Annotated in this window: 21 protein-coding genes and 1 tRNA gene; 5 read left to right on the top strand and 17 right to left on the bottom strand. The window is 54.6% G+C overall.

Annotation, left to right across the window (positions count from 1 at the left end):
• Window positions 1-42: 42 nt before the first annotated feature.
• From R0137_RS06120 to R0137_RS06100, 5 genes are all read right to left on the bottom strand, one after another.
• Complete coding sequence (locus R0137_RS06120; RefSeq protein ID WP_407329353.1) at window positions 43-3,936, bottom strand: efflux RND transporter permease subunit; 3,894 nt, start codon at window positions 3,934-3,936, stop codon at window positions 43-45.
• A 5-nt stretch (window positions 3,937-3,941) separates the two neighbouring features.
• Entirely contained in the window at window positions 3,942-5,612 is a 1,671-nt protein-coding gene (locus R0137_RS06115; protein WP_407329351.1) for an efflux RND transporter periplasmic adaptor subunit, read from the bottom strand.
• On the bottom strand, window positions 5,609-7,033 hold the full coding sequence (locus tag R0137_RS06110; protein WP_407329350.1) for a TolC family protein: 1,425 nt from the start codon (window positions 7,031-7,033) through the stop codon (window positions 5,609-5,611). Before R0137_RS06110 ends, R0137_RS06115 begins: the two co-directional genes overlap by 4 nt.
• 82 nt (window positions 7,034-7,115) lie before the next feature.
• On the bottom strand, window positions 7,116-7,544 hold the full coding sequence (locus R0137_RS06105; protein ID WP_407329349.1) for a hypothetical protein: 429 nt from the start codon (window positions 7,542-7,544) through the stop codon (window positions 7,116-7,118).
• Between the two features lie 76 nt (window positions 7,545-7,620).
• Window positions 7,621-7,893 (bottom strand): metal-sensitive transcriptional regulator, encoded by a 273-nt coding sequence (locus R0137_RS06100; RefSeq protein WP_407329347.1) that lies wholly within the window; start codon window positions 7,891-7,893, stop codon window positions 7,621-7,623.
• Window positions 7,894-8,007: 114 nt separating this feature from the next.
• On the opposite strand from R0137_RS06100, the gene R0137_RS06095 reads away from it, so the two are divergent.
• The gene (locus R0137_RS06095; protein WP_407329980.1) at window positions 8,008-8,721 is read left to right on the top strand and encodes a MauE/DoxX family redox-associated membrane protein; all 714 of its coding nucleotides are present in this window, start codon (window positions 8,008-8,010) and stop codon (window positions 8,719-8,721) included.
• Between the two features lie 272 nt (window positions 8,722-8,993).
• Here the strand turns inward: R0137_RS06095 and R0137_RS06090 are convergent, their stop codons facing one another.
• From R0137_RS06090 to R0137_RS06070, 5 genes are read right to left on the bottom strand one after another with little or no spacing between them, the layout of a single operon-like run.
• Window positions 8,994-9,326: a DDE-type integrase/transposase/recombinase gene (locus R0137_RS06090; protein WP_407329345.1), complete on the bottom strand. Its 333-nt coding sequence runs from the start codon at window positions 9,324-9,326 to the stop codon at window positions 8,994-8,996.
• Entirely contained in the window at window positions 9,313-9,558 is a 246-nt protein-coding gene (locus R0137_RS06085; protein WP_407329343.1) for a hypothetical protein, read from the bottom strand. The genes R0137_RS06090 and R0137_RS06085 overlap by 14 nt, the downstream gene beginning before the upstream one ends.
• 3 nt (window positions 9,559-9,561) lie before the next feature.
• Window positions 9,562-10,035, bottom strand: coding sequence for a hypothetical protein (locus R0137_RS06080; protein WP_407329341.1), 474 nt, complete (start codon window positions 10,033-10,035; stop codon window positions 9,562-9,564).
• Window positions 10,032-11,234, bottom strand: coding sequence for an Arm DNA-binding domain-containing protein (locus R0137_RS06075; protein WP_407329340.1), 1,203 nt, complete (start codon window positions 11,232-11,234; stop codon window positions 10,032-10,034). Before R0137_RS06075 ends, R0137_RS06080 begins: the two co-directional genes overlap by 4 nt.
• Window positions 11,235-11,244: 10 nt before the next feature.
• Window positions 11,245-11,466, bottom strand: a complete 222-nt coding sequence (locus tag R0137_RS06070; RefSeq protein ID WP_008294124.1) for a hypothetical protein — start codon at window positions 11,464-11,466, stop codon at window positions 11,245-11,247.
• Window positions 11,467-11,875: 409 nt separating this feature from the next.
• On the opposite strand from R0137_RS06070, the gene R0137_RS06065 reads away from it, so the two are divergent.
• Window positions 11,876-13,066: an ISL3 family transposase gene (locus tag R0137_RS06065; RefSeq protein WP_407326285.1), complete on the top strand. Its 1,191-nt coding sequence runs from the start codon at window positions 11,876-11,878 to the stop codon at window positions 13,064-13,066.
• 344 nt (window positions 13,067-13,410) lie between these two features.
• Here R0137_RS06065 and R0137_RS06060 read toward each other — a convergent pair.
• Window positions 13,411-13,487, bottom strand: a tRNA-Met gene (locus tag R0137_RS06060).
• A gap of 623 nt (window positions 13,488-14,110) precedes the next feature.
• On the opposite strand from R0137_RS06060, the gene R0137_RS06055 reads away from it, so the two are divergent.
• From R0137_RS06055 to R0137_RS06045, 3 genes are all read left to right on the top strand, one after another.
• The gene (locus R0137_RS06055) at window positions 14,111-15,244 is read left to right on the top strand and encodes a sulfotransferase (protein WP_407329338.1); all 1,134 of its coding nucleotides are present in this window, start codon (window positions 14,111-14,113) and stop codon (window positions 15,242-15,244) included.
• A 157-nt stretch (window positions 15,245-15,401) separates the two neighbouring features.
• Complete coding sequence (locus R0137_RS06050) at window positions 15,402-16,610, top strand: EAL and HDOD domain-containing protein (protein ID WP_407329337.1); 1,209 nt, start codon at window positions 15,402-15,404, stop codon at window positions 16,608-16,610.
• A 148-nt stretch (window positions 16,611-16,758) separates the two neighbouring features.
• Entirely contained in the window at window positions 16,759-17,601 is an 843-nt protein-coding gene (locus tag R0137_RS06045) for an HDOD domain-containing protein (protein WP_407329335.1), read from the top strand.
• Window positions 17,602-17,618: 17 nt separating this feature from the next.
• On the opposite strand, the gene R0137_RS06040 is transcribed toward R0137_RS06045, so the two are convergent.
• From R0137_RS06040 to R0137_RS06015, 6 genes are all read right to left on the bottom strand, one after another.
• The gene (locus tag R0137_RS06040) at window positions 17,619-19,055 is read right to left on the bottom strand and encodes a TolC family protein (RefSeq protein WP_407329333.1); all 1,437 of its coding nucleotides are present in this window, start codon (window positions 19,053-19,055) and stop codon (window positions 17,619-17,621) included.
• Entirely contained in the window at window positions 19,052-20,089 is a 1,038-nt protein-coding gene (locus tag R0137_RS06035) for an efflux RND transporter periplasmic adaptor subunit (RefSeq protein WP_407329331.1), read from the bottom strand. The genes R0137_RS06040 and R0137_RS06035 overlap by 4 nt, the downstream gene beginning before the upstream one ends.
• A gap of 2 nt (window positions 20,090-20,091) precedes the next feature.
• Window positions 20,092-21,849, bottom strand: coding sequence for an ABC transporter transmembrane domain-containing protein (locus R0137_RS06030; protein ID WP_407329329.1), 1,758 nt, complete (start codon window positions 21,847-21,849; stop codon window positions 20,092-20,094).
• Window positions 21,850-21,979: 130 nt separating this feature from the next.
• Complete coding sequence (locus R0137_RS06025; RefSeq protein ID WP_407329327.1) at window positions 21,980-23,020, bottom strand: MJ1255/VC2487 family glycosyltransferase; 1,041 nt, start codon at window positions 23,018-23,020, stop codon at window positions 21,980-21,982.
• Between the two features lie 16 nt (window positions 23,021-23,036).
• On the bottom strand, window positions 23,037-23,552 hold the full coding sequence (locus tag R0137_RS06020; RefSeq protein ID WP_407329326.1) for a phosphatase PAP2 family protein: 516 nt from the start codon (window positions 23,550-23,552) through the stop codon (window positions 23,037-23,039).
• Between the two features lie 103 nt (window positions 23,553-23,655).
• On the bottom strand, window positions 23,656-24,615 hold the full coding sequence (locus tag R0137_RS06015; protein ID WP_407329324.1) for an MBL fold metallo-hydrolase: 960 nt from the start codon (window positions 24,613-24,615) through the stop codon (window positions 23,656-23,658).
• Window positions 24,616-24,628: the final 13 nt, after the last annotated feature.

The raw sequence follows: 24,628 nt of genomic DNA, 5'->3' as shown, positions 1-24,628 counted from the left end.
CCACAGCAGCGAATTCATCGCGTGACGGGATACGGAAGAGAGTCATGCCTTAGCTCGCGCGGCGTACTCTTTTGTTGCGCAATACAAGACGGGTACGAGGAGCGTGGTGATCACCGCGACCAACATGCCTCCAAATGACGGTATGGCCATGGGCACCATGATGTCCGAGCCGCGCCCCTCGGAGGTAAGCACCGGGATGAGGGCAATCAACGTCGTGGCGGTCGTCATCAATGCCGGGCGAATTCGTCTAGAAGCGCCTTTCACGACAAGCTTTTTGATTTCCGATACATCGCGTGTGGGCGTCCGGGCAAGGGTCTGATCCAAATAGGTTGCCGTGACAACGCCGTTGTCGGTGGCTATCCCAAACAGCGCCAAGAAACCGACCCAGATCGCGACGCTCATATTGATAGGGCTAACCTGGAAAAGCTCGCGGAGATTAGCCCCCAACACGGAGAAATCTAAGAAACCGCTCGTGCCATACATCCAAACGACCAGAAAGCCACCGGCCCAGGCCACAGCAATCCCACTGAAGACGATCAGCGTTGTCGTCACCGATGCGAACTGCAGGTAGAGGATGAGGAAGATCACAAGCAACGCAATGGGTAGCACAACCGAGAGTGTTTGCTGCGCGCGGAGCTGGTTTTCGTAGTTACCGGCAAAGGTGTAGCTTACGCCGGCCGGTAAACTAAACTCTCCACTGTCGAGCTTCGACCGCAAGAAGGCCTGCGCGTCCTCTACCACATCGACTTCAGCCGCTTCGGCGCGCTTGTCGAAGACGACATAGCCCACCAGGAACGTGTCTTCACTCTTGATGGCTTGTGGACCTCTGTTGTACCGAATCTCCGAAAGCTGCCCGAGTGGAATCTGCGCGCCGCTTGGCGTGGGTACCAGAATCTCTTCCAGTCCTTCTGGCGTATCACGCAGTTCGCGGAAGTAGCGCACGCGAACGGGATAACGCTCTCGCCCTTCGATCGTGCTCGTGATGCGTTTGCCGCCGACAGCGACCTCAATCACTTGCTGCGCGTCTTCAATGTGCAACCCGTAGCGTGCTAGGGCTTCTCGATCCAGGTCGATTTCTAGGTAGGGCTTGCCGACCAATCGATCCGCTGTGACCGTGTTCGCCTCAATACTGGGAACCTGTTTGAGTAGAGACTCCAGTTGCAGCGCAACATCCTCAATCGTCTCCAAGCTCGGGCCCTTAACCTTGATCCCCATGGGCGCTCGCATGCCGCTTTGGAGCATGACAATACGAGCCGCAATCGGCTGAAGCTTCGGCGCTGACGTTGTACCTGGAAGATCAGCGGCTTCGATGATTTCTCGCCAGATGTCGTCGGTCGAAGTGATGTGATCCCGCCAATTGCGAAACGGCTGACCGTCCTTATCAGGAATGAGCTCCCCGCGTGCATCGCGCTTAAAGGTCTCCGTGTCACGGTCGTAGGCAAAGCGCATGACACGCCCGTTCGCATCGATTCGATACTCCGGGTGATAGTTGATGACTGTCTCGAACATCGAGATAGGGGCGGGATCGAGCGGCGTATCGGCGCGGCCCAACTTGCCGACTACTGAGCTGATCTCAGGGATAGACCCGATGGCTTCATCGAGTATCTGTAGCGCATCCTGAGCCTCTCCGATTGAAGCGTGCGGCATGATCGTGGGCATATAAAGGAAGGAGCCTTCGTCCAGGTTGGGCATGAACTCCTTGCCCAGTCCTGGAAACGTGCGATCGACAGCCTGCCAAGCCGCTGTTTGGCGCAACGCCTCAGGAGCGAAGCGCAGCGCATTATCAAAGCCGGCCCAGGAGATGACCCCAAGCAACGTGACCAACACAGGTACACTCAGAAAAAGCGCTTTACGTTCGAGGCAGAACGCGAGCAATCGAGGGTACACACGCTGATAGGCGATGAACGCAAGCAACAAGCCGCCGACGAGCAGGAACACGAAGACGATGTTGATCAGACTATGGCGACCGGGGCCTAAGGGCATCCAGGCCTCAGCCAACAGAATGGCAACCAGTCCTGCGACCAGAAGACTGGCTAACGCCGGCGTGTTTGCTCCCAACCAGGGCGGTAGACGCTTAGTCAACAGCTGCACCACTGCGAAGCCCGCCAGGAGTAACCCTGCAAGGGGGCTCCACAGCACAGCAATTGCCAATCCCGCTATGACCAGACCGACATGGAAAACACTTTTCAGACGCGCTGAATCGATCCGCGATGAAAACAGTATCTGTGCGGCTGGCGGGATGATGGCGAGCGCCACAATCACCGCAGCAATGAGCGAAAAGGTTTTGGTGGAGGCAAGGGGCGTGAACAGCTTGCCCTCTGCTCCAGTCATGGTGAAGACGGGCAGAAAACTGACGACGGTAGTGGCTACGGAGGTCAGCACCGCGCCAGCTACCTCGCGCGTCGCCCGGAATACGATCTCAAGCGCCGGCTCCTCTCCGTCACTCTCATCCATGTGCCGCAAGATGTTCTCGCAGATGATCACGCCCATATCAACCATGGTGCCGATCGCGATCGCGATTCCCGACAGCGCGACGATGTTGGCGGACACACCAAAGAGCTTCATCGCGATGAATGTCATGAGCACAGCAATGGGCAGCAACGTGCTGATCAAGATCGAACTGCGCAAATGCAGCACCATGACGAGAATGACGATGATCGTGATGAAGATCTGTTGCGCTAGTGCATCGTTGAGCGTTCCCAAGGTTTCATAGATCAACCCGGTGCGATCATAGAAAGGGACGACAGAAACTTGGGATAGGGTGACGCCTTCCGGCCACAATTCTTGTGGGTTGGCACGCAGCCACGCCGTCCAGGCGTCATGATCAAGCTCACTCCCGGCAAAGGCATTGATGCCTTGTTGAGCGGCAAATGCGCTCAGTTCATCGCGGGAGGTCTCTCGATAATTGACGATCGCCTTGGCGGGTAAACCTGGCGAAATTTCAGCGATCTTGTCTTTTGTATTTTGGATGGCTTCTAAGGGATTGAAGCCATAGCGCACAACGACGACACCGCCCACGGCTTCCGCGCCACCCTTGTCGAGCGCGCCTCGCCTCAATGCCGGACCTTTGCTCACATTGGCGACATCGCGCATTCGAATGGGTACGTTATCGCGCACGCCAACCGCGATAGATTTGACGTCTTCGATATCCTCAATAAAACCAAGGCCGCGTATGACGTATTCCGCACCATTCACTTCAATTGTTCGCGCGCCGACATCGAGGTTGGAGGCTCGCGTTGCCTTAAAGACATCGTTCAGCGTAATGCCGTGCGCGCGCATCGCATCGGGATCCACATCAATCTGATACTCCTGAACGTAGCCTCCGATGGAGCCGACCTCGCTGATCCCTTCGGCAGCGAGCAGTGCGTAGCGCACGTACCAGTCCTGAATTGATCGCAACTCTTCCAAACCCCAACCGCCCGTCGGATTGCCATCAGGATCAAGCCCTTCCAGGGTGTACCAATAGACTTGTCCAAGCGCCGTGGCGTCAGGTCCTAGGGCCGGCTGCACATCCGCCGGCACCGTGCCTTGAGGTAGCGAATTGAGTTTTTCGAGAACGCGGCTACGCGACCAGTAAAATTCCACATCTTCCTGGAAGATGATGTAGATCGTGGAGAAACCGAAGAAGGAGTAGCTGCGAACGGTTTTGACGCCAGGAACACCCAGCAGCGCAACCGTCAGCGGATAGGTGATCTGATCCTCTACATCTTGCGGCGATCGCCCCATCCATTCGGTGAATACGATTTGCTGGTTCTCACCAATGTCCGGGATTGCATCGACCGGTACGGGGCTACGCGGCAGGTTGCCGACATCCCAAGAGAAGGGAGCAACGGATATGCCCCAACCAATAATGCCGATAAACAGCAGGCCCACGATCAGCTTCTTTTCAAGACAAAAACGCAGCAGCCGATCAATAATTGAGTAGGAGTCGCTCATCATGATCACCGGCTACCGTGGTCATGGCCGCCGCCACTTCCACCGCCCTCGGGGTTCATCATGCTGGGCTTAGCTTGGATCTGAAGCGCGCTATCGATCTTGAAATTGCCGGATACAACGACCAGATCGCCTTCCGATAGCCCGCTTTCAACGACGTAGCTATCCCCGGCTCTCGGTCCTAGTACAACCTCACGACCGACATACGTGGGGCGGTCCGCTCCAGGCTGCTCGACATAAACGACAGCGCGTGTGCCGGTCAGCAAGGCGGCCGTCGCCGGTATCACCAAAGGCGCGCCTTCATGGCTCTTGCCTGCGCTTGCATAGCCCAGAGATTCCGCCGGTACTAGATCCATACCGCAGATATCACACTGCCCCGGTTCATCCTTGATGATCTCTGGGTGCATCGGTGACACCCATTTTCCTATCAGGCTTTCATCGAAGATCTGCCCATGGCGTGCGAGCTGCGCGAAGACTTCAGCACGAACGAACATTTCTGGCTTGAGACGGCCATCCTTGTTGTCGACATTGACCCGAACATTCACTGTGCGGGTTTGTGGGTTGAGCACGGGATCGATGAAAGATACGACGCCGACAAATCGCTCGCCTGGATAGGCTTCTGTGGTGAAGTTGACGGTCTGCCCATAGCGGAGCCATTGCAGATCTGACTCATAGGCATCGAGCTGAACCCACACCGCATCGAGGTCGGCCACAGTAAAAATACGTGTCCCCGTATCGACATACATGCCTTCCTGGGCATTGCGATGAATTACGATGCCGCTCGCAGGCGAAAAGATTGTCACCTGTTCCGATGTCTTGCCGCTACGCTCGATGTCCGCGATCTGCTCGCTGCTAAGGCCCCAGAGGCGCAGTTTGTCGCGCGCGGCGTCAACCGTGCCTGCCGCTGAGCGGCGCAACGACTCGACATTACTTTTTGAGAGCTCCGTCATGCCGCGAATGGCTTGCAGCAGTTCTTCTTGCGCGGAGAGCAGCTCAGGGCTGTAGAGCTTCACCATGTGATCACCCTTTCGCACCCTAACCCCGGTGTAATCAACCAACATGTCATCAATGCGCCCCGGCACCCAAGCGGTAATGTAGGCAAGCCGTGTTTCGTCATAGGTAACTTTGCCGACGAGTCGGATCTCGGCTGTGGGATAGCGCCGCTCGACCGGTACGGTAGCGATGCGCATACGCGCTCGCTGCGCGGTGGATAGCGTGATCTGGCGCGGCTCCTGGTCATCCGTGTCGGACGGTTCTTGCCGCACCGGGATGAGGTCCATGCCACATATCGGGCACTGCCCAGGGCCGTCACGTTTAATGTGGGGGTGCATGGAGCAGCTCCATACCTCGGCGGGCTGTTGCTCAAGTGGATGGCTGCTTCCGGCGTGCGTGGCCGGGCTCTGCATCGCGCCATGGCTTTCATGGCCCGCATGGGTATCCATAGCCATCGCGCCATGACCTTCATGCTCTGCAGGCGCATCGGCATTCATTGTCCCGTGCCCCGCATGCATGTCGCCAGGCATCGACTCGCCGGCCGCCGCTTCATCGACTTGTGTTTCCGTCTTTTCAGTAGAGGGATCTGGCCAAAAAGCCGCAAGTGCGATAAGCAGAACAACGGCTATTACGGCAATCGCGGCCGGGCGTCGAAGGACTGAGTTCATCGATGTTTGATTAGTCATTGCGAGACTCCTTGATTAGCTGGCGCAGGGGCAAGGGACTCGCCGATGAGCTCCTCTAGCGTTGTGCGGGCTTGGTTGTGGTCAGCAATGGCGCGGGCTTCAGCGAGTTCAAAGATCAGCAGCATGCGCTGTGCATCGATGAGATCGGCAAAGGGGGATGATCCCGCGCTATAGGCGCGCTGCGTCGCAGCCAGAGATTCATTCGCCTTAGGCAGCAGCGTTGTCTGATAGAGATCGATTTGCCGGCGTGCGTCGCGCAGGCGAAAAACCGCACTCACCGTGTCCGCTTCCAATCGATTGATGTGCTGAGCACGTTGTGCTCTCTGTGCGGCGATACGCGCTTCAGCGCTGCGAACACCCGCTTTGTACTTTCCGCGCTGTAGGGGAAGGGTCATGGAAAAAACAGCGGCGATGGGATCCTTGCCGCTGTCTTTTACATCGGGGGAACGCGCATCACCCGTAGCAATGTAGTCGAGGCCAATAGAGAAGTCCGGGAAGAAGTCTTTGTCGGCGCGCTCTCTTGCAGCCTTAGCCGCAGCCACATCAAAGGACAGGGCGCGCAGTTCCGGGTTGTTCCCAATAACACGGGATACGATCGATTGGTCGTTTAAAGGAACGTCGACGATGGGCGCCTCTTCGGGCAGTTTTATCGGGGCCTGGGGGGACCGATTCAAGGCAGCATTGAGTCGTGCAAGCAACGGCGCTTCGCGATCCGTGAGACTGGCGAGATCATTTTCAATTTTGCCCAGCTCCACCTGGGCGCGGATGACATCAGCGTGGCTGCTTGATCCCGTTTGATAAAGTGTTCTGGCGACGCGCTCCAAATTCTGCACGAGATCCCGATTACCTGCCATGATCTTGAGGGCGCGATTAAAGTAATAGAGCTCATACCAGGCATGGGCGACCTCCGCGATGACATCATTCTGGATAGTCGATACGCGCGTTGCAGCGGCATTGGCTTTTTCCGAGGCGATATCGCCTTGCAAACGCAGTTTGCCAAGCCACGGCAGGGGCTGCGAAATTCCCACGGCGAAGTTTTGTGGCCCCACGCGGGTCTCTACCTCGTCGATGAAGTAGCGAAAATTTAACCGAGGATCGGGAAGCGCCGTCGCCTGATCGATCTCATTGTTTGCTGCTTCATAGTTGGCAATCGCCGCCGTAACACGGGGGTTGTTCGCAAGGGCGTAGCTCACCCACTCCGACAGGGAACGGGTGGCGTCGGAATCTGATTCCTCCTTGCGCATGATCGGGCGCTCTGACAGGGTTTCTGTCGGCGCCACGGCCCGGGGTTCGACGGATCGAGACGACGGCGTGCTAGCGCAGCCGTTTAGAAACAGCGCAGCAAGGAGCGCCAGGGTCGGGCTCCGCAGCGGAAACATCGCGACAATGGGGTGAGCATCATCCATCTTTTGAGAAATCATCAGCCGGTCCTTTCCAAGTTGGCTAGTTGTCATATGCGCAGAGCGCACAAACCGCGGGACAAACCCGCCTAGAGGAAAGGGGCTATTCGGTCAGCTGATCTTTGCGGTTGATCGGTGTGTCAAGCGGACGTACAACGACGACACTGTCGAGAGGAGGGGCGACCCGGAAGGTTCGTGGATACCAAGGCGGGTCCACGCCGGTGTAAATCAAATCCAGATCACCGCTATCTAAGTTAATTTCGGTGAGCGTTGCTACCCGAATGTCGCGCTCAGCCGATACGACGGTGTAATCAGGTGTTGCGCACGAGTCTTGAAGCTCGTCACATCCACCGCAATCCTGGTGCGCGCACTGCAGGCCGGCGGCGGGGTTATCGCTTGCCGCGTGATGATCGGAGGTTTGACTGGAATTGCTACTCTCGCTCGCCACAGCGCTCGACACACACGCGCAAGCGATGTTGGACAACATCAGTGCGGCGGCAAGAACGACAGTGAACAGCTTTGAGTTTCTCATTTCGTCGTCTAACATATACCCCTAGGGAGTATAGGTCAATAGTAAAAAACCCTTCTGCCGTCGATTCCCCGTGAGCTCAGGATTTCACTTTCGCCATCAATTCAACGAGCTCGCTGAATTTTTTGCGCTGTTCTTTCGCATCGCCGGACGCAATCGCGCTCTCGACACAGGTCGCTGAGTGATCTTTGAGGATTGCATCCTCGACCTTACCGAAGGCTGACTTGATGGCCTGCATCTGCTGCAGGATATCGATGCAGTAGCGCTCTTCCTCAATCATGCGAGAAATACCACGAACCTGTCCCTCAATCCGATTGAGCCGTTTGATGGTTGCTTCTTTTTCCAACTTCATACCCTTGACATATACCCTATAGGAGTATGTAGTATATCATTCATGACGACTACACAACAGAAAAATCATACGCCTGCGGATGGCGCTTCCCACAAGAAAGCCACGCTTTATCGCATGGTGATGGACAAGCATACCTGCCCCTACGGGATTAAATCTAAGTACTTGCTTGAGCGAGAAGGTTATGTGGTGGACGATCATCATCTGACTACGCGCGAAGCGACCGATGCTTTTCGTGAAGAGCATGATGTAAAAACCACGCCGCAGACCTGGATCGATGGAGAGCGTGTCGGGGGCTACGACGACCTGCGTGGTTATTTCGATCGAAGCGTGACATCTGAGAACGAAACATCGTATCGGCCGGTGATCGCGATTTTTGCGGTCGCGGCCGCTATGGCTCTGGCGACGAGCTGGTTTACCTTCGACAACCTACTGACTTTGCGCGCGTTCGAGTGGTTTGTTGCTATATCGATGTGCTTCCTTGCAATTCAGAAGCTGCAAGATGTCGAGAGCTTCTCGACTATGTTCCTAAACTATGACCTTCTGGCGCAGCGCTGGGTGCCTTACGGCTATATCTATCCCTTTGCTGAAGCCTTGGCAGGGATATTGATGATCTCTGGGTCCTTGGTCTGGATATCGTCGCCCATTTCGCTCTTCATCGGCGGCATCGGCGTGGTCTCGGTCATTAAGGCTGTGTACATCGAGAAGCGCGAGCTCAAATGCGCTTGTGTCGGCGGGAATAGCAATGTCCCTCTGGGGCTTGTATCGCTGACAGAGAGCTTGATGATGGTGGCAATGGGCACTTGGATGTTGATTAAGACGACTCTTTAGCGTATTCCCTTGATTTACTCTTTTAGGTTTTAACAACTTCAATCTCATCGGGGCGTGTTGGCAAGTTAACTAATTGAGACGCCTGTAATCTGGCTTTGATTCTCACGCAACGGCCATTCCCCATTCTAAAAACGTACTAACTCTCAGATCTCTATAATGCTTAGCCCTGATTAGGTGCCTTCCCAGATGCAAGAAGTTGGATTCAGCGGCGTAACTAATCAAAAACCCCTGGGCCTGCTTCATCGACTTGAACCGCCGCATACCCCGCTCTCTCACTCTAGTCGCCTCATGCCCATGAAGCGGGGCAGACCCTGAGATTGCTCAGCCCGATTATTCTCATACTGCTCGGTACTGTGGACTGTCTCAGGCATCAACTCACGATGAGCGACCCCATAACTACGCAACTTATCGGTCATGATCTTCCTGGGTTCACGCCCATTATTGCGCAATAGACGCTTGAAGAATCGCTTAGCCGCCGCCCTATCTTGCCTAGCCTGTAAAACGTCAACAACCTCGCCATGCCCAAAGCATTCGACTACGAAAAACCAGCCGGTCAATAAATGTGGTGAATTGCGGCGCAATTTCTTCTGTTCAACTATCACCATCAAAATCACCACTCGCTATCGACACCCCCACCAACGCGCACATCGACTGCACACTACTTCTCACCGTCGAGATCAGTAATCGCTTACTCAACCCGAGAGCAAGCCAAGTCGACCAGCAAGAACATTGAGGGTTGAGTTGTTTAACACGCTGATGGAGGCGTCTCAGATCGCGGACATAGTAGGCGACCACATAGACTCCCGACATGATTGCCCAGAAGGTCATTTCTTCCATGTCCTACTCCTCTTCCATGCCGTCAAACAGGTCATCAAGATCACCCATCATGTGCGGTGGAAAGTAATCGCACAGGAGATTGCGCATTGACGCCAATAACTCACAATCAGTGAGCGGCTGTGACCGGGCGCCGACTTCCGCGATGTATCGATCTATCCACAGCGACACGGCACTCACGTTGTCACGCTCATTGGGGGTGCCCAAGGCATTCACTAACTCTCGCGTCGCGGGGTTGATGTGAAAACAGCGGCATACCCACGGTGCCAACGCGCGAACCTCTCGGTTGTAGTTCGACTCGGCGTGAGTCCGGTCTATCATCCTGTCTCTGACAGCACGCTGAGCTCTCGCTAAGGCGTCCTTGGCCTTTTCAATCTCCTCGATCGCCGTCTGCACGCCGGCAGCCGCCTGAAATGCGCGACTAACAAGGCCCTGGGGAATCTTGCGTGAACGCGAGGCGTTATCCATATGATGACTCATTTCGAAACTCCTTCTTCAGCGGCGTCATCGTCAGTGTTGCTTTGATTGTGCGCGGCCCATAGGGCAGCAAAGGCCGAACCGTCCTGGCGAGTCAGATTGGGTATCCAGCGGGCATAGCGTTTGTGGGTGATCGCCGAGTCGCTATGGCCCAACATCTGGGCCACCCAAAGCGGGTTTTCCCCAGCAGCCAGCCACAGAGTGGCGGCGGTGTGTCGCGTTTGATACGGCGGACGCCTTGGGATTTTCAAGAGCGCCAGCAGCGGGTACCAGACACGCTTGCAGACGTTATTGATCGACAAGGGCTCGCCAGAACTGCTGCAGAACACGAGGTCGAGCTTACCGGTGCGCTTGTGCTGCGCCTTCAGTGCTGCATAGACCTCGTCCGACATCGGGATGTCCCGAGCCGACTCCTCCGTCTTCGTGTCCGTCATGGCGCCAGCGACATAGCTTTCGCGCACCAGGATCATGCGCTGCTTAAAGTCGATGTATTTCCACTTCAGGCCGTGAATCTCGCCGGTACGCATGCCCGTGAAGAAGCGCACTGTCATGTAAGGGTGAAAGTCCTCTCGAACCCCATCAAGGACTGCCTTCACCTCATCCAGCGTAAACGGCTCAACTTTGGTTCGGGGGACCTTGAGTAGCTTGATACCCTGATAGGGGTTATCGAAGCAAAACCGCTCAGAGGCCTCTCGCATTATCTGGCGAAGTGGCACCATGACCGTGTTGATTCGGGCCGCTGAAAGACCCACAGACCCATCTTTGCGGGGAATCCGAGCCAGCTGATTACGAAAGGCGAGAATGTCTTCTTTACTGATCGCACTCACTGGCACCGATCCAAAAGCGGGTATCACGTGTTTGCTGAGGGAGTGCTCTAGCGTATTGATGTACGAGGGTTTCCAACCAATACGTCCCTCTTCCATCCACTGGTCGGCAAAGACCTTGAAGGTTGGCGTTTTGGCAGAGCGCTGTTCTATTTGCTTATCGTGATGGGTAAACCGAGCAGCGTTGGGCGACTCAGGAAAGTACGCCGCATAGTCGAATGAGCCGAGCACGATCTCGCTCTCGATCCGCTGCAAGATGTCTTTCATCCGCTTGCGGTTGGCGGGCTTGTCAGCGAGGTTGGTTTGCTCACGGCAGCGAACGCCGCGGTAACGAAAATCAAAGTACAACTTCTCTTTGCGAACGTTAATAGATCCCATGACCGACCTCCTATTGAATGCCGGCCATGAGCTGGCCTACGTGACTGGGCCGCTGCATGTCCTCTTCGATACGCTCCCAGAGGTACAGGATCTTCCGCCCACCAAACGGCCGAATGTAGTGCACCCCCTCAAGGAGTACAGAGTCCTTCAGCTGGTTTCGAATAGTTCGCGCGTCGTACTTAATGCGCGAAGAGAGTTCCTCAGTGGTGAGGTAAGTCGTTGCTGCATCCATAGGTCCGTCTCCGAGATTCGGCCTATCCGAGCACTGCGCTACGGATTTCCTGCCGATGAGATGAACGTACCGGTGGGTCAGATTCCTGCTGGACGAAGGGAAAACAGCGTCAAGCGAAAACGCTTTTCAAGCCGCCAAAGGGAGAAAAACCGCATTGCTCCCCCATTACAACCCGCCGCGCGCAACCGCAGGTTGTGCGCGGCGCGCGGACCCGAAGGGCCGAAGAAGCATAAGATGTTAGGTTTGCAGGAGGTCGGGAAACGCAATCGGGACTAGCGCGAAAGAGGTTCGTAAGGAGCACAAAGACCAGTCAGACGCAGACAGCTAACGTCGGCTCTTCATCATTAACGGGGGACACCGGGGATCATTAAACTGAATTTGCGAAGTCCGTTTAATGAGGAAACCCCCGATGTCCCACGCAGGAAATATATTAGGCCTTCCCGAGCTGGAGGTCGAACGCGTTGATCGCAACGATTCGATCGAGGTCTATGCCAGACCCAAGCGTCGCCCATCGTGCATCCACTGCCAGCATCCCAAAGTCAGGATTAAGGCGACCCACGAGCGCACGTTAAAACACACACGCCAGGGCAATCAGGTGATGACGCTGCACCTGAAGACGCCTAAATATCATTGCCTGCAATGCGGGCGATACTTTCGTCACCGGTTTCAGGGCGTCAGGCCCCGCTATCGATCGTCGGACGCCTTCCGTCTTGAAGTATTTGAGGCCCACGATGGCGGCGTGACGCAGCGTAAGCTCGCACGAACACATGACATGAGCCCGGCAACCGTCGAGCGCTGGTATCAAGGCCAGTGCCGACTTAGGCTATCAGAGATGTCTAATCGCCCCTGCCCGCGTGTGCTGGGTATCGATGAGCACTTTTTTAGCCGCAAGCGCGGCTACGCCACCACGATGGTAGATCTCAAGAACCATAAGGTTTTTGATGTGGTGCTGGGACGTTCAGAACTGAGTTTGAGACGTTATTTAAAGGCATTACCGGGTAAAGAAAACGTCCAGGTGGTCGTCATGGACTTGTCAGAAACCTACCGCAGTATCGTGCGTCGATATTTCCCTAACGCCACGATTGTTGCTGATCGGTTCCACGTGATTCGACTCGTGAATCAGCATCTGCTGAAGGCGTGGCAAAACTACGATCCCGAGGGGCGCAAGCATCGCGGGCTGATCAGCCTCATGCGGCGACATGAATGGCGTCTTGCGGATGAGCAAAAAGAGAATCTTGCCCGATATCTGGACGACTATCCCGTGCTCAAGGCGCTGTACAGAGCTAAGCAGCAGCTCAATCGCCTGCTGTTACTGAAATCCTTGAATCGCAAAAAGGCAAAGCAGCTGCTGCCGCAGCTGCTCTCATTGATCGAAGACTTGGCGGCTAGCCCGCTTCATCGATTGGCAAGAACGCTTAAATCCTGGTTGGAACCCATCGTTGGCATGTGGCGGTTTACCAAGACGAATGGCATCACCGAGGGCTTCCATAACAAGATGGAAATGATGAGCCGCCGAGCCTATGGATTTAGAAATTTTGAAAACTATCGACTGCGGGTCTTAACCCACTGTGGATGGGATGGCATTATCAACCGTGTTTAGTGAAAACCGGTGTATCCCCCGTTAAGTGGGTAGAGCCGTGTATCCCCCGTTAAGTGGGTAGAGCCCTAACGTCGGTCACCGTGACCACAGAGAAGCCAGCGTTGGCCTAAGACTGAATCAAAAAGCGCCGACGGAACTACTCAAAATGCTGGGGTCATTTGACGGATTTTGGTCACCGATGGTCACCACTAGCGAGAAAAAGATTATGACTACAGCATGAGTCGGTGTTGGGGTCACTTTTTTAAAGTGGTCACCATATGGTCACCATTTGGTCACCAGCCCTCGAAAAGGCCTATTGACGAATTTTGAGGGTGCTGTAAGATATTGAAAATAAAGAGGAAAGTTGGTAGCTACGGGTGGACTTGAACCACCGACCCCAGCATTATGAATGCTGTGCTCTAACCAGCTGAGCTACGTAGCCACGAATTCTTGCTACCCCATTGCGGGGGACGCGAATTCTCTACATTTGCCACTCGCAAGTCAACCATCTCTCGATTGCATAAATAAGGTTACGGGGAGCTCTCAGGCTCGCGTAACCCTTCACTTGGCAAAGCTTGGACTAGTCCTTGTTCTGTACAACTTATAAGCACCATCCGCTTTAGCTGAGCCGCTGATGCATCGTCGGTGCAACGCAACTCTTCGGCCTTCACAAAGCCTCGTTGAAGCAAGTCGATAAGCACCGACTCACTGATCGAGCATCGTATGCGCGCGGACTCAGAACACATGAAATCTAGCGCCCTGACCGCTGGCGGGTTACCACCGCGATTACAAGCGTTAAGCTGATCCGTCGCTCGCCAGTTTTCGGTCACAACGCCTCCAGGGTGACCACATTCATCTTGATGTGGCGACTTAGTTCGTCATTGCGCTACAATTTAACGATAATGATTCTTATTTGCAATAGAGAATTCGCAAATCCTTTGAGTTCTTCGCAGCGCACCGGCTGAGGGACTAACGTATGATCCGCATTGACCCAATAAGTAAACACACCCTCTACTGATGAGCGTTTCGCCACAGAGCAGCCCCTCGAGGCATGATCATCGAGACATGATCCATGTCGTTGGCCTGTATAAATGTGGAACTTCCTGGCTGCTACACATGCTCGCCGCACATCCGGAAGTCGTGGGGTGGCGCGAGTTCGACGTACTTCGCGCTACCTATGCACTAAGCCGATCACTCACCACCCTCCCCTATACGGCTCTGGACTACCTTAATCCTCGTCCTGACGATGATAGTTGGATGAAGCGCCGCGAGGCAGCCACGCCTCGAAGCTCACAAATGATCTTCCGGGAAATTTTCATGGGTCGAGGCTGGATCCCCATAATGGGAGTAGAGCGTCAGCACAAAGCGGAACGCTTGAGCACCACGGATTTGGAAAAATTTCTTGATCAATTGTTGGAGTTAAGTGGCTACCGAGTGAGGCCAACCGACTCCGGGTTAATCGATCCAAGAAGAATCACCGACCGACTGGGTGTGCAGAGTTTCCGTCGCGGTGACCTCCTGGCCCTTATGGAGGCCGTTAGGGATACATCCGAGCCACAACAACTACCAAGACAGTTTTTCGAGTGCCTGCGCGCTCAAACGTTACCTGGCACCAAAATAGCTACTAAAGCGGCAGATCAGCTTTTGCAGATCCAGGCTTTGAAAGATGCGTCCCCCGGAAGCCGGATTGTCGCCATCGTTCGGGACGGACGCGATGCCGCCATTTCTGCAAAGCACTTTGAAACATTGATGCGTAAACGTGAGGCTCCATGGAAAACCAATCAGGCAAGCTACCTGCGCCGCATTGTTGGCTGGTCCATGCGCGCAGCTAAACTCGCAGAACATGCTCGACGCGGAGACATCACCGTACTGCGCTATGAGGACCTGCAGCAAAATTTTACAACGGTGTGTCAGGCCCTGTTTCTTGATTTGGGTCTTGATGCCAGTGCCGATGTGATCGACAGCGTGCAGACGGCAACAGACTTCGCGACTGTCACAAAGGGGAGGAACCCAGGCCAGGAAGCTGAACATCAGATTCGCAAGGGCAGTAGCGGAGAATGGAGAGAAGCACTATCAAACTCTCAGGCGCGAGTCGCCTGGCGCATCGCTGGCAAGAGCCTCGAGGCCTTTGGCTACCGGCAAGACGGCTCCCTCGAGCCCTCTTCTCTTGTCCTTTGCGGCGACTCTGCTGGCGCTTAGGTTTAACGACCCACTTCGGTTTTGCCGTAAACGATGGCTTCGTGCCTCCAACTCAAGTTATCGGTACCATAGGCTTAACTCGAACGTGATCTCAGTGAGGTAAGCTGCCATCGCGAAAGAACCAGTGACGTTTCAGTTGTGTTAAGGACCGCGGTAAATGTCCGACTTTTTTATAGCTCGACAACCAATTTTCGATCAGAACTTAAAGCTCTTCGCCTACGAGCTACTCTTTCGTAACTCTGATACAGGGGCTGCGCCCCAAGACCTTGATGATGATCTTGCTACCGCGCAGGTGCTTAGCATCAGCGAAGAGGTTGGGCTGGAAGAGCTTGTGGGTGATCGCCCCGCGTTTGTAAATTTGCCTCGCAGGTTTCTTTCCGAACCGGAACTTTTGCCCTTTGAACCAGACAACGTCGTGCTCGAGGTCTTGGAGCATGTAGAAATCGATGATGCTGTGATTGGAGGCATGCAAGTTTTAGGAGAGCGAGGCTACACCCTAGCCCTTGACGACTTCGTCTATGACAGCCGATTTGATGCTGCGCTCGCTCACGTCGCGATTGTGAAACTTGAGATCCCCGACATACCGCCAGAGAACTGGAATGCAGAAGTCAGTCGCCTAAAGGACCTAGGCGTGAAAGTACTGGCAGAAAAAGTCGAAACGAACGAAGAATTCGAAACGCTCAAAGAACTTGGCTGCGACTATTTCCAAGGCTACTTTTTTGCCAAACCCAAGGTCGTCACAGGTAAAAGGCTTGCGGCCAATAAACTGGCTGTGATGCAGCTCATGTCCCAAATCAATAATCCAGAAACAGACATTGAATCCTTAAGCGAATTGGTGAGTCGAGACGTCGCTATTTCCGTACGTGCCATGAACTACGCCAACTCTCCTGCCGCAGGATTGAGTCGACGCATAGAGTCTATCCGGGAGGCTGTGATCTACATCGGTCGCGAAACCATTCGACGATGGGTCACTCTCCTTATCATGGCAAGACTGGACGACAAGCCGGGGGAGCTAATCACCATGACCCTGGTACGCGCCCGCTTTTTGGAGTTAATGGCAGAGGAAGCGTCCCAAGAAGGGATTGATGCCTTTTTTACCGTCGGTCTCTTCTCAGTGCTTGACGCTCTAATGGATGCGCCTTTATCTGAGGTCCTGGACACACTCGCTCTCTCTGAAGATCTGCGAGACGCGCTGTGCAATCACGAAGGTACCAAGGGCGAATGTCTTGCGCTGGCAAAAGCTCTTGAACGTGGCGAGTTATCAGGTTTTGAGGCCTTTGAGATTGAGCCTCCAAAGGTCGCAGAGCTGCATCAAATAGCAACGCTCTGGGCTGACGAAACTCTAGACGGGATGGCCAATAGCTAACACTTACCGCCGGCCGCACCACACTCGTGGCGCAGCAAAACTGCTACACTTGGGCGGTTTGTCGGCTATCGATCTGACATAGAAATACCAGAGTGACCAGAATATAAATATTAATACAGAAAGATTGATATAGGAAGAGACAGCGACGATGAGTAATCCGGCCTTTGAATTTGTTCGCCAACTAGGTACTGAACTGGCTGCGGGAGAATTTGATCTTCCTCCGTTTCCAGACACTGCCATGCGCGTTCAACGCTGCGTTTCTGACCCCGAATCTGATATCAATGCCCTGGGAATAATCATTGCCGGTGAGCCGGCACTCGCTGCTCGCCTCATGCGCATGGCTAACTCCGCCATGATGCGCCGAGGCCCCATGGAAGTGACAGATATCAACACCGCGATCTCCCGCGTTGGGATGGATATGGTGCAGAATGCCGCGGTGTCCTTTGCTGCAAGAGAAGCATTTAGTTTTCCCGCGGGAAGCCCATTTATCAAAGACTTAAACGAGCTTCGACAGCACAGCGTCAAAGTGGCGTCGCTATGCTATGTGCTGGGCAAGTACAGCAAGTTTGCGGGCAAGCCCGATGAGGCAATGCTCGCCGGACTCCTCCATGCGGTAGGCAAGTTCTACATTCTCACAAAGGCCGCAGACCATCCCGAGCTCTTCTCTGATCGCGAAGCGCTGGATACTCTGATGTCGCAGTGGCACACAGGTGTCGCTCGCGCGATCATAGAGTCTTGGAATTTCCCCGAGTCCATCGCCATCGGTGTTGATGAGCAAGAGCTTAAGGAACGGGATCGCATCTCGTCGGCGGATGTGAGCGACGTCCTGTTCATTGCAAATATTCTGTCGCGCGCGGGCGTAAACGTAGCCAGCGAGCTGGGCGATTTGGATGCACTGGCGAGACTGCGTATGGACAGCGAAAGCCTCGTTCAGGTTCTTGAAGAGAACGAAGAAGAAATTCAGTCGATGGTAGACGCCTTAAGCGGCTAGTCGAGCAGCAAGACTCTCTAGAAGCCCTCGTCAATTCCCAGGCGAGATAGGTTGACTGTGGCGGCATCGAAGTTCGCCTGCGCCACGCGAGTCCGCTGATACGCCGTATAGAAACGCACACGAGCGTCTGCTGCGGTCTCTTCCCGAATATTCACGAGAAAGAAGTCACTCGCCCCCTGCTCAAAGCGCCTGACTTCTGCTCGTCGCATCGTCTCGGACAGCTCTACATCTTGTTTGGCAAGCTCCATGAGCTCTCTGGCAGTATCGAGCTCAAGAAGTATGTTGCGCAACTCAATCTCAACCTGATCTTCAAGGCGCCGTTGGTCCTGACGCAAAGACTCCAGCTCAGCGCGAGCCTGGGTGATTTTACCTTTCGCCTGACGACGTTCTAAAGGCACAGTAAATGTGAACCCTACAATTGCGTCGGTCCCATCTCGTGAGGCTCCGCCCTCACCAATAGATCCAATGCCTTCGGCAAGCTCAAGGTTCAAATCCAACCTGGGTTTCAACTCATTCTCTGACAGTGCAATCTTCTGCAACGCCCGCTCGGCCCCCGTTTGCAGAATGCGCAGCTCGGGGCGCTGCTCAAGAAGCGCAGGTACATCCAATGAGGCAATAGTGGGAACCGGCGGCAAAACACCAAACTGCTCTTCCGCTGGTAACCTTTGGACATCCGGCGTAAGTGGCTGCCCTGTTTCGTCGCGAAGATAAAAGGCCAGCTGGTTGGCAGCCACTTCAAAGTCCCGTCGAGCCCCCGTCATAAGGGTTTGTCGTCGGGTGATATTCTGTCGGTTCTCGGTGATAAAAATGGCCGCCCGCCGACCGCTGGTGACTTCGCGCTCGAGTCCTGTCTCCCGTTCCAAGGCGATGCGCAGGAGGTTGTCGTAAACGGCCAGCTCCTGGCCGGCTGCCACCCAGCGCCAGTAGGCAGCCAAGGCACGCTGCTGAACGCCGACTTTGGTCAGTAATACATCGAGCTCAGCCTGCACCAACGCAAGTTCTGCATCTATCTGACCAAAGCGTCGTGAATCTATGTCGCGATCGCGAAAGACGCTGAATAAAACTCCGAGCTTTGCAGTACCGCCATTGTTCGTAAAGTATTCGTCTTCATAAATGGGGAAGTCACCGTTGGACAAGGAATACTCGCCATAGAGCTGTGCACCCAAAGGCCGCAGCGGCTTAATAACCTTGCCTCCAATAGCCGTCCCATCATAAAAACCGTCGACCCGATCAAAGCCATCGGCACCGAACACCAAATCAAAGGCGCCTAGCGATTCCGTCACCCGTCCCAATGCGGCCTGCCGCTGCGCCAGCGCTTTAAGAATGGACGGAAAATGCTCTTCAGAGGCAGCTAGGACCTCCTCTGGCAGCAGAGGCATCTCTGCGGCGGGGACGTCGGCCCGCAGTGCCGGAGCAACCGAAAGGGCAAGTAGTAAAAACGCGCGAAGAATCACTGGCTTGGCATCACCAAAGGATCACCTTGACCCGGAAAATTCGGCGGGAAGTTATTCAGCTGACGCCAAATCTCATAGCCTACGGACACCTCTTCAAGAAGCACCCAGCCACGCGCCTTTGAGCCAAAACGAACAAAACGCCGATCAGGCCAGGCGGTGCCCGTGTCTTCATCCTCTTCTACAAGAATTCGAAACCGGCCGCTGCTCTGCGCTGTAGGGTCGATGGCAATCACATGTCCACTGAAGGTACCCACGGCCACAGACGGCCAGCCACTAATCTGAATAACCGGCCAGCCCTCAAACTGGATACGTACTTTTGCACCATCACGAACCAGTGCAATGTCACGGCCATCAACATACATCTCGATAGCGCGTTCTGCGTTATCAGGAACAAAGGTGGCTACCACCTGCCCCGCACTAATGAAGGTAGCGGCATCACCGGCATTCACCCGCAATATAGTGCCGTCTCGGGGCGCCCGCACAATCTGTACCGACTGTCTGGAGAGATTGACATCAACCCGGCTCAATTCAGCTGCGGCCGAGGCCACATCGGCCCGGAGCTGCTCCACTCTGATACGGGCTTGCTCAAACTCCCGGCGCGCGGACAGACCTTCGTCAAACAGATTTTCCATGCGGCGCTTGTCGATCTGAGCTATTTCCAAAGCTGTCTCTGCTGCGGTGAGCTTGGCTAACACCTGGCCCCGCTCCGCCTGCAGTCGCTCCAATAACTTAGGATCGTTATCTACGATACGTACGATGGGGTCACCTACTTTTACCCGCGAACCGTCGCGCACGTACCACTCCTGAATTCGGCCAGGCACAAGGGCGTTAATCTCCTGCATGCGATCGTTAGGATTAAGGGCAGTCACGTTGCCGGGCCCGCTTGCGGTTTGCACCCAAGGGACAAACGTGAGGAACAAACCCACTGCAACGAAGAAAAACAATAGACCAAAACCAACGGCCCGCGCGACTCGGGGTATACCAATAGCGTTCAAAGCCGTGAACTTTTCGTTGTGATAGTTGAACACAGGCATCGTTACTGCTCCTCGTTCAATTCGGCGGCGTTTTCGCCGTAAATCGATAGAGGACTGCGCATGGGATGCTCTTCGAGCCCCATAAGATCACAGAGCGATTCGTAGTCAGTCACCATCACCTGTTGCTCAAAGCCCAACTGCAGGTAGTGGTCGAAGCCTAAATCAATATTCTCGTAGGTGAAGTAGACGATCGTGGTTTCGCATCGTTCCTGAAGAGCGTTCATAGCGCGGAGCAAAAACACCTCCGGCATGCCGTCGTAGGCCTGCGTGAGCACCAAAATTCGTGGCTTCGAAATGATCGCAGCGGCCAACTTCAACTGCATAGTCTCTACGATAGAAAGCGGCCAACCGGTACCCACCAACTCTGTGTCTAGGCCCTGGGAAAGCTGTGTAACGGTTTCCGCGAGACCCACAATTTCGAGTACCTCCATAACATCCACGGCTTCGGCACTCGAGGCAGACAAGCGCAGGTACTCACGAATACTTGTCTCCACAGCATTCGGGCGGTCCAGCATGATGATTTCTTGGCGTTTCTCGTAAGCCTTCAACTCTCGAAGATCCATGCCGCCCACCGCGATGTAGCCGCTATCCGGTGCTTCATGACCCCGCACGAGATTGGTGAACACGCGTTGAGCACGATGACTATCGGCGTAGACGCAGACACGGGAGCGTGCGGGAATTTTAAAGTCCAGAGTAATAGAAGGAGCGACGACCACCTTGCTAAAGCTCAACGATGAATCCCCATCGATACGCTTGTGCGCGCCCGTGGGCATGTCCTGCTCAACCTGAAAAAACAGCGACAGCTCGTCCACGGCACCGCAAACGTCATAGAGATAACTGAGATAGATGCCCATTTGGGACACGCCCAAGAACACGACGGAAAGTACGAGCTCTGCTGCAACCAACTGCCCTAGAGACAACTCGCCAATGATGACCAACCAGCCACCCAAGCCAAGAAGCGCGGCACTCGCGGCAGCATAGATAAACAAAAAGCTCAGGGTCTGAGAAAAGTGGTGCCTAAAGTGCTGCCGATGTTGCTCCATATAAGAAGCGGTGACTTCGTCGGTGCGACGCAGTGCCTCGGAAATGTGCATCTCACTTTTGTAAAAGCCGTTGGCATGGCCGAGGGACTCTAGCCACGAAGCACTGTAGTGTTTCCGGTGCGAAAGCTCGACGGCACTGCGGATGCCGCGACGCCCCCAGATGAACCATACCATCCAAATTAGCAGAGCAATTCCGGCATTAAATGCCAGAAGTAAGGGGTGATAGGACGATACCAGCAGAAAACCCACCACCGTTTGCAATATGATTGTGAAACCACCCACTAGCAAGTTCGGCAGCATCTTCATGATGATAATGATGTCGAAATAGCGGTTAAAGAGCGCGCTCTTGCCGCGATCATCGAAGTAAGGGTTGCGAGCATAAACCGTTCGCAGCGCTATCTCGGACACCATCCGGGCGTAAAACCGCCGACCGAAAACGTCCATGATGTAAATGCGAAGTGCGTTCAATCCACCCGCAAGCATGAGCAAGAAGAACAGGGTCAGGGACAACACGACTAGCGGCGTAGTCAGTCCGATGTTCGCGACAGTGTTGATGAGCATCTGGACAGACACAGGAGTCGCCAGTGACAACAGACTAATGCCAATGCCATAGATGATTGCCAGAGCGTAATAGCTGCGCTCCGGCGCCAAAATACCGATGAAAAACCTAAACAGCGATGAAAGCGAGCTCTCAGCTGCGATGTGTTTGTCGACCATAGGGTAGGAGGGCCAAATTCGATAGTGACGTATTATACGTAAACCCGATCATTTTGGTTGGGTATTTCGAAAAATCGAGCTGAGCGCCCCGGTTCTTTGCTAAAAAACCCCGCCAATCACCTCGCAGAGGTCAAAATTCAACAACCACTTTGTCCCAGAGCCTATCGCTCAGGTCTTGCTGAGAAGCCTCTTGAAGATTCCCGTCGCACAGCCACTTCACTACCTCACTCGCAACGTCCGGATAGCGCACCTTTTGGACGGGATCACTGGAGCCTAGCCACTTACGTATCTGATCAATCTGCAGGTTTTCCAGCGTTTCGCCGTAGCCGAGCCGGCTCAATGCAAGAGCGTTTGATGACTGCTCCATCTGCCTATCCAACGGCTTCACCAGTAAACGCTTACCTAACGCAATGCACTCACTGGACAGCTCAAAACCGGCATTGCAAATCACTCCTGCGCAGGTAGAGAGGTCGTCCTGAAAGCCTTTAAGTGATGTGGGCAATAGATGTAGGTTACCGCGCGTGGACGCCAAATTATCTGGCGCATAGATATAGAAGTCGTACTCCGGGATCTGCGCGAGCACCGCCTGCACATTCAGTTGATTTTCGAAGGGCAGATATACAACGACCTTACGAGGCTCGGTCGATACGGCAGCGTGCTCCACGTTCACAATAGGAGGCAGGATGGGCGCCTGAAAGCTGTCCCAGTGCATACCCAGGCGAACACCCCCCGGAGCAAACATCCGCATGACAAACCGGGACCGAAGATCATGACCAGCCATGGGCACGCGATGATCAAATGCTGGCTGGTGCCCAATGCTCACCACTGTCTTGCCGCGCAGCCAGCCCGCCCAGGCAGTGATAGGCTCAAAGTCGGTGAGCACTAGATCGTAAACACTGAGATCCAGCGTCAACACGTCGCGGAGGAAACGCCCGTAGTTATTTCCAACGCAGGTCTTCAGATATGACAACTTGCCATTAGAACAAGCGAAAGTGAGTCCTTCACGTACACAAAACTGTCCGAAAACGTGCATATCAAAGTATCGGTCCAGGGACCGGCCGCTGAACAGATAGTCTACGTCGAGGTTCCGCGCGGCGAACGCCCGGGCCATGGCACGAGCACGACTGAGGTGTCCATTTCCGGTGCCCTGCACGCCGTAAAGTATTTTCATGTTAAGGACTGGAACATTAAGTCAGCCACTGCGCCGTTATCAACGCAATTGATGAACCTAAAACCGCGCCGACAACAGTGTCTGTGGGGAAGTGAACCCCAAGATACACACGGGACATTGCCACGCATGCACTCCACGCGTACAGGGGAAGCAGCCAAAGGCCAAAATGTAGAATCAGAAGAGTTACAAACAAAAATGCGGCACAGGTGTGCCCCGATGGAAAGCTGAACTCATCCGAGGCAATGATATGGCTTTGAAAATCAGGCAATGCGGCTGCGGGCCGACGCCGCTTTAAGCTATTTTTCAAAGACCAGTAGAGTGCCCGTTCGACGGTAAACGCCACCAGCATAAGTGTCAGAAACTGGGTTCCACTCTCCATAAACAAACCCAAAGCGCCACCCACTAATAAATAGAGATGACCGTCAGCACTCTTTGATATGGGCTTACGATAACGAGCGGCCCAGCTTCGCGAATGCTGCGACAGCAGTAACGACCGCTGATCGTAGTCCTGAATGGTTTCGAGAACGCTCATACTGCGAACTCTAGGCTCGGATCATGACGCTCCTATGACCTGCAAGCCCTCTTATGTGAATTTTTTATGACCCGATTCCCCCCCCCTAAAAGCCCTGTTACTGTCATCCCCCTGTTATCGGAACACAGTCGAGGTCTTCAGCCACCCTCACCCTCCCAGGAAATTTCGCTTCAATCAGGGCAACGTTGGACTCTATATCCCTCAAGGATCGAGCCATAAAGTGACTGAGTATTACTTCCTTTGCGCCAGCGTCGCGAGCCACTTCATTCAGTCGCGATGGCGTAGCGTGCAGAGCGCGGGCGCCTGGACCCGCGCCTTCCGGGATAGGCATGTGAAGTACCAACACATCCGATTCTTTGGCAAAGTCCGGGAAAGTGACTGTGCGCCCATCTTGATCTCCAGCGAATACCACAACGCGGTTCGATGTCTGAATGCGATAGGCCAGCGCCGGCACAGGGCCATGAGACACAGACAGCGCGCGAATGCTCACATTGCTTTGTGCATCTTTCACAGGGATTAACGCTTCCCTACCTGGCTCATTCACAACCGTCTCGAGCTGTAAGTACGGCGCACCCGCTTCCTTTTGGAGATAATCACTCAGGTATGCGTAGGCACCCGAACCGGCCTGCAACAGACTATCCACATACTGATCGAGGGATGGGAATTGAACCTTTGCATTGCCACCCCCTGACGGCCCCGCAACGGTTAAACGACGACTGCGCTGTGCGAAGTACCCTGACTTAAGGAGCGCCGGTAGCCCCGCAGAATGATCTGCATGTAAATGCGATAAGAGAACGGCGTCCAGGTCCGCGAAAGATGCACCCGCCTGCGCAAAACGAAGAATAGCGCCACCGCCCAGATCTACCAGAACACGAGCGCGACCGTCTATCCACACTAGGTATCCGCTGGAAGCCCGAGCGTCGTCCGCGATAGGCCCGCCGGAACCAAGCACTTGTAGAGCAACGCCTTCCGCCGGCGGACAAGTTTGTGCGCGAAGAATTGCACTGCCAAAAAAAGGGTATAGCCCGATCAGCACACAAGCGATAAGCTTTCGCGTACGCATTTTTACCTCGTCA

Origin of the sequence: Congregibacter brevis, from assembly GCF_045689245.1 — a bacterium.
GTDB lineage: Bacteria > Pseudomonadota > Gammaproteobacteria > Pseudomonadales > Halieaceae > Congregibacter > Congregibacter brevis.
Note: the sequence above shows the minus strand (reverse complement) of the source record. Positions and strands in the feature narration are given on the sequence as shown.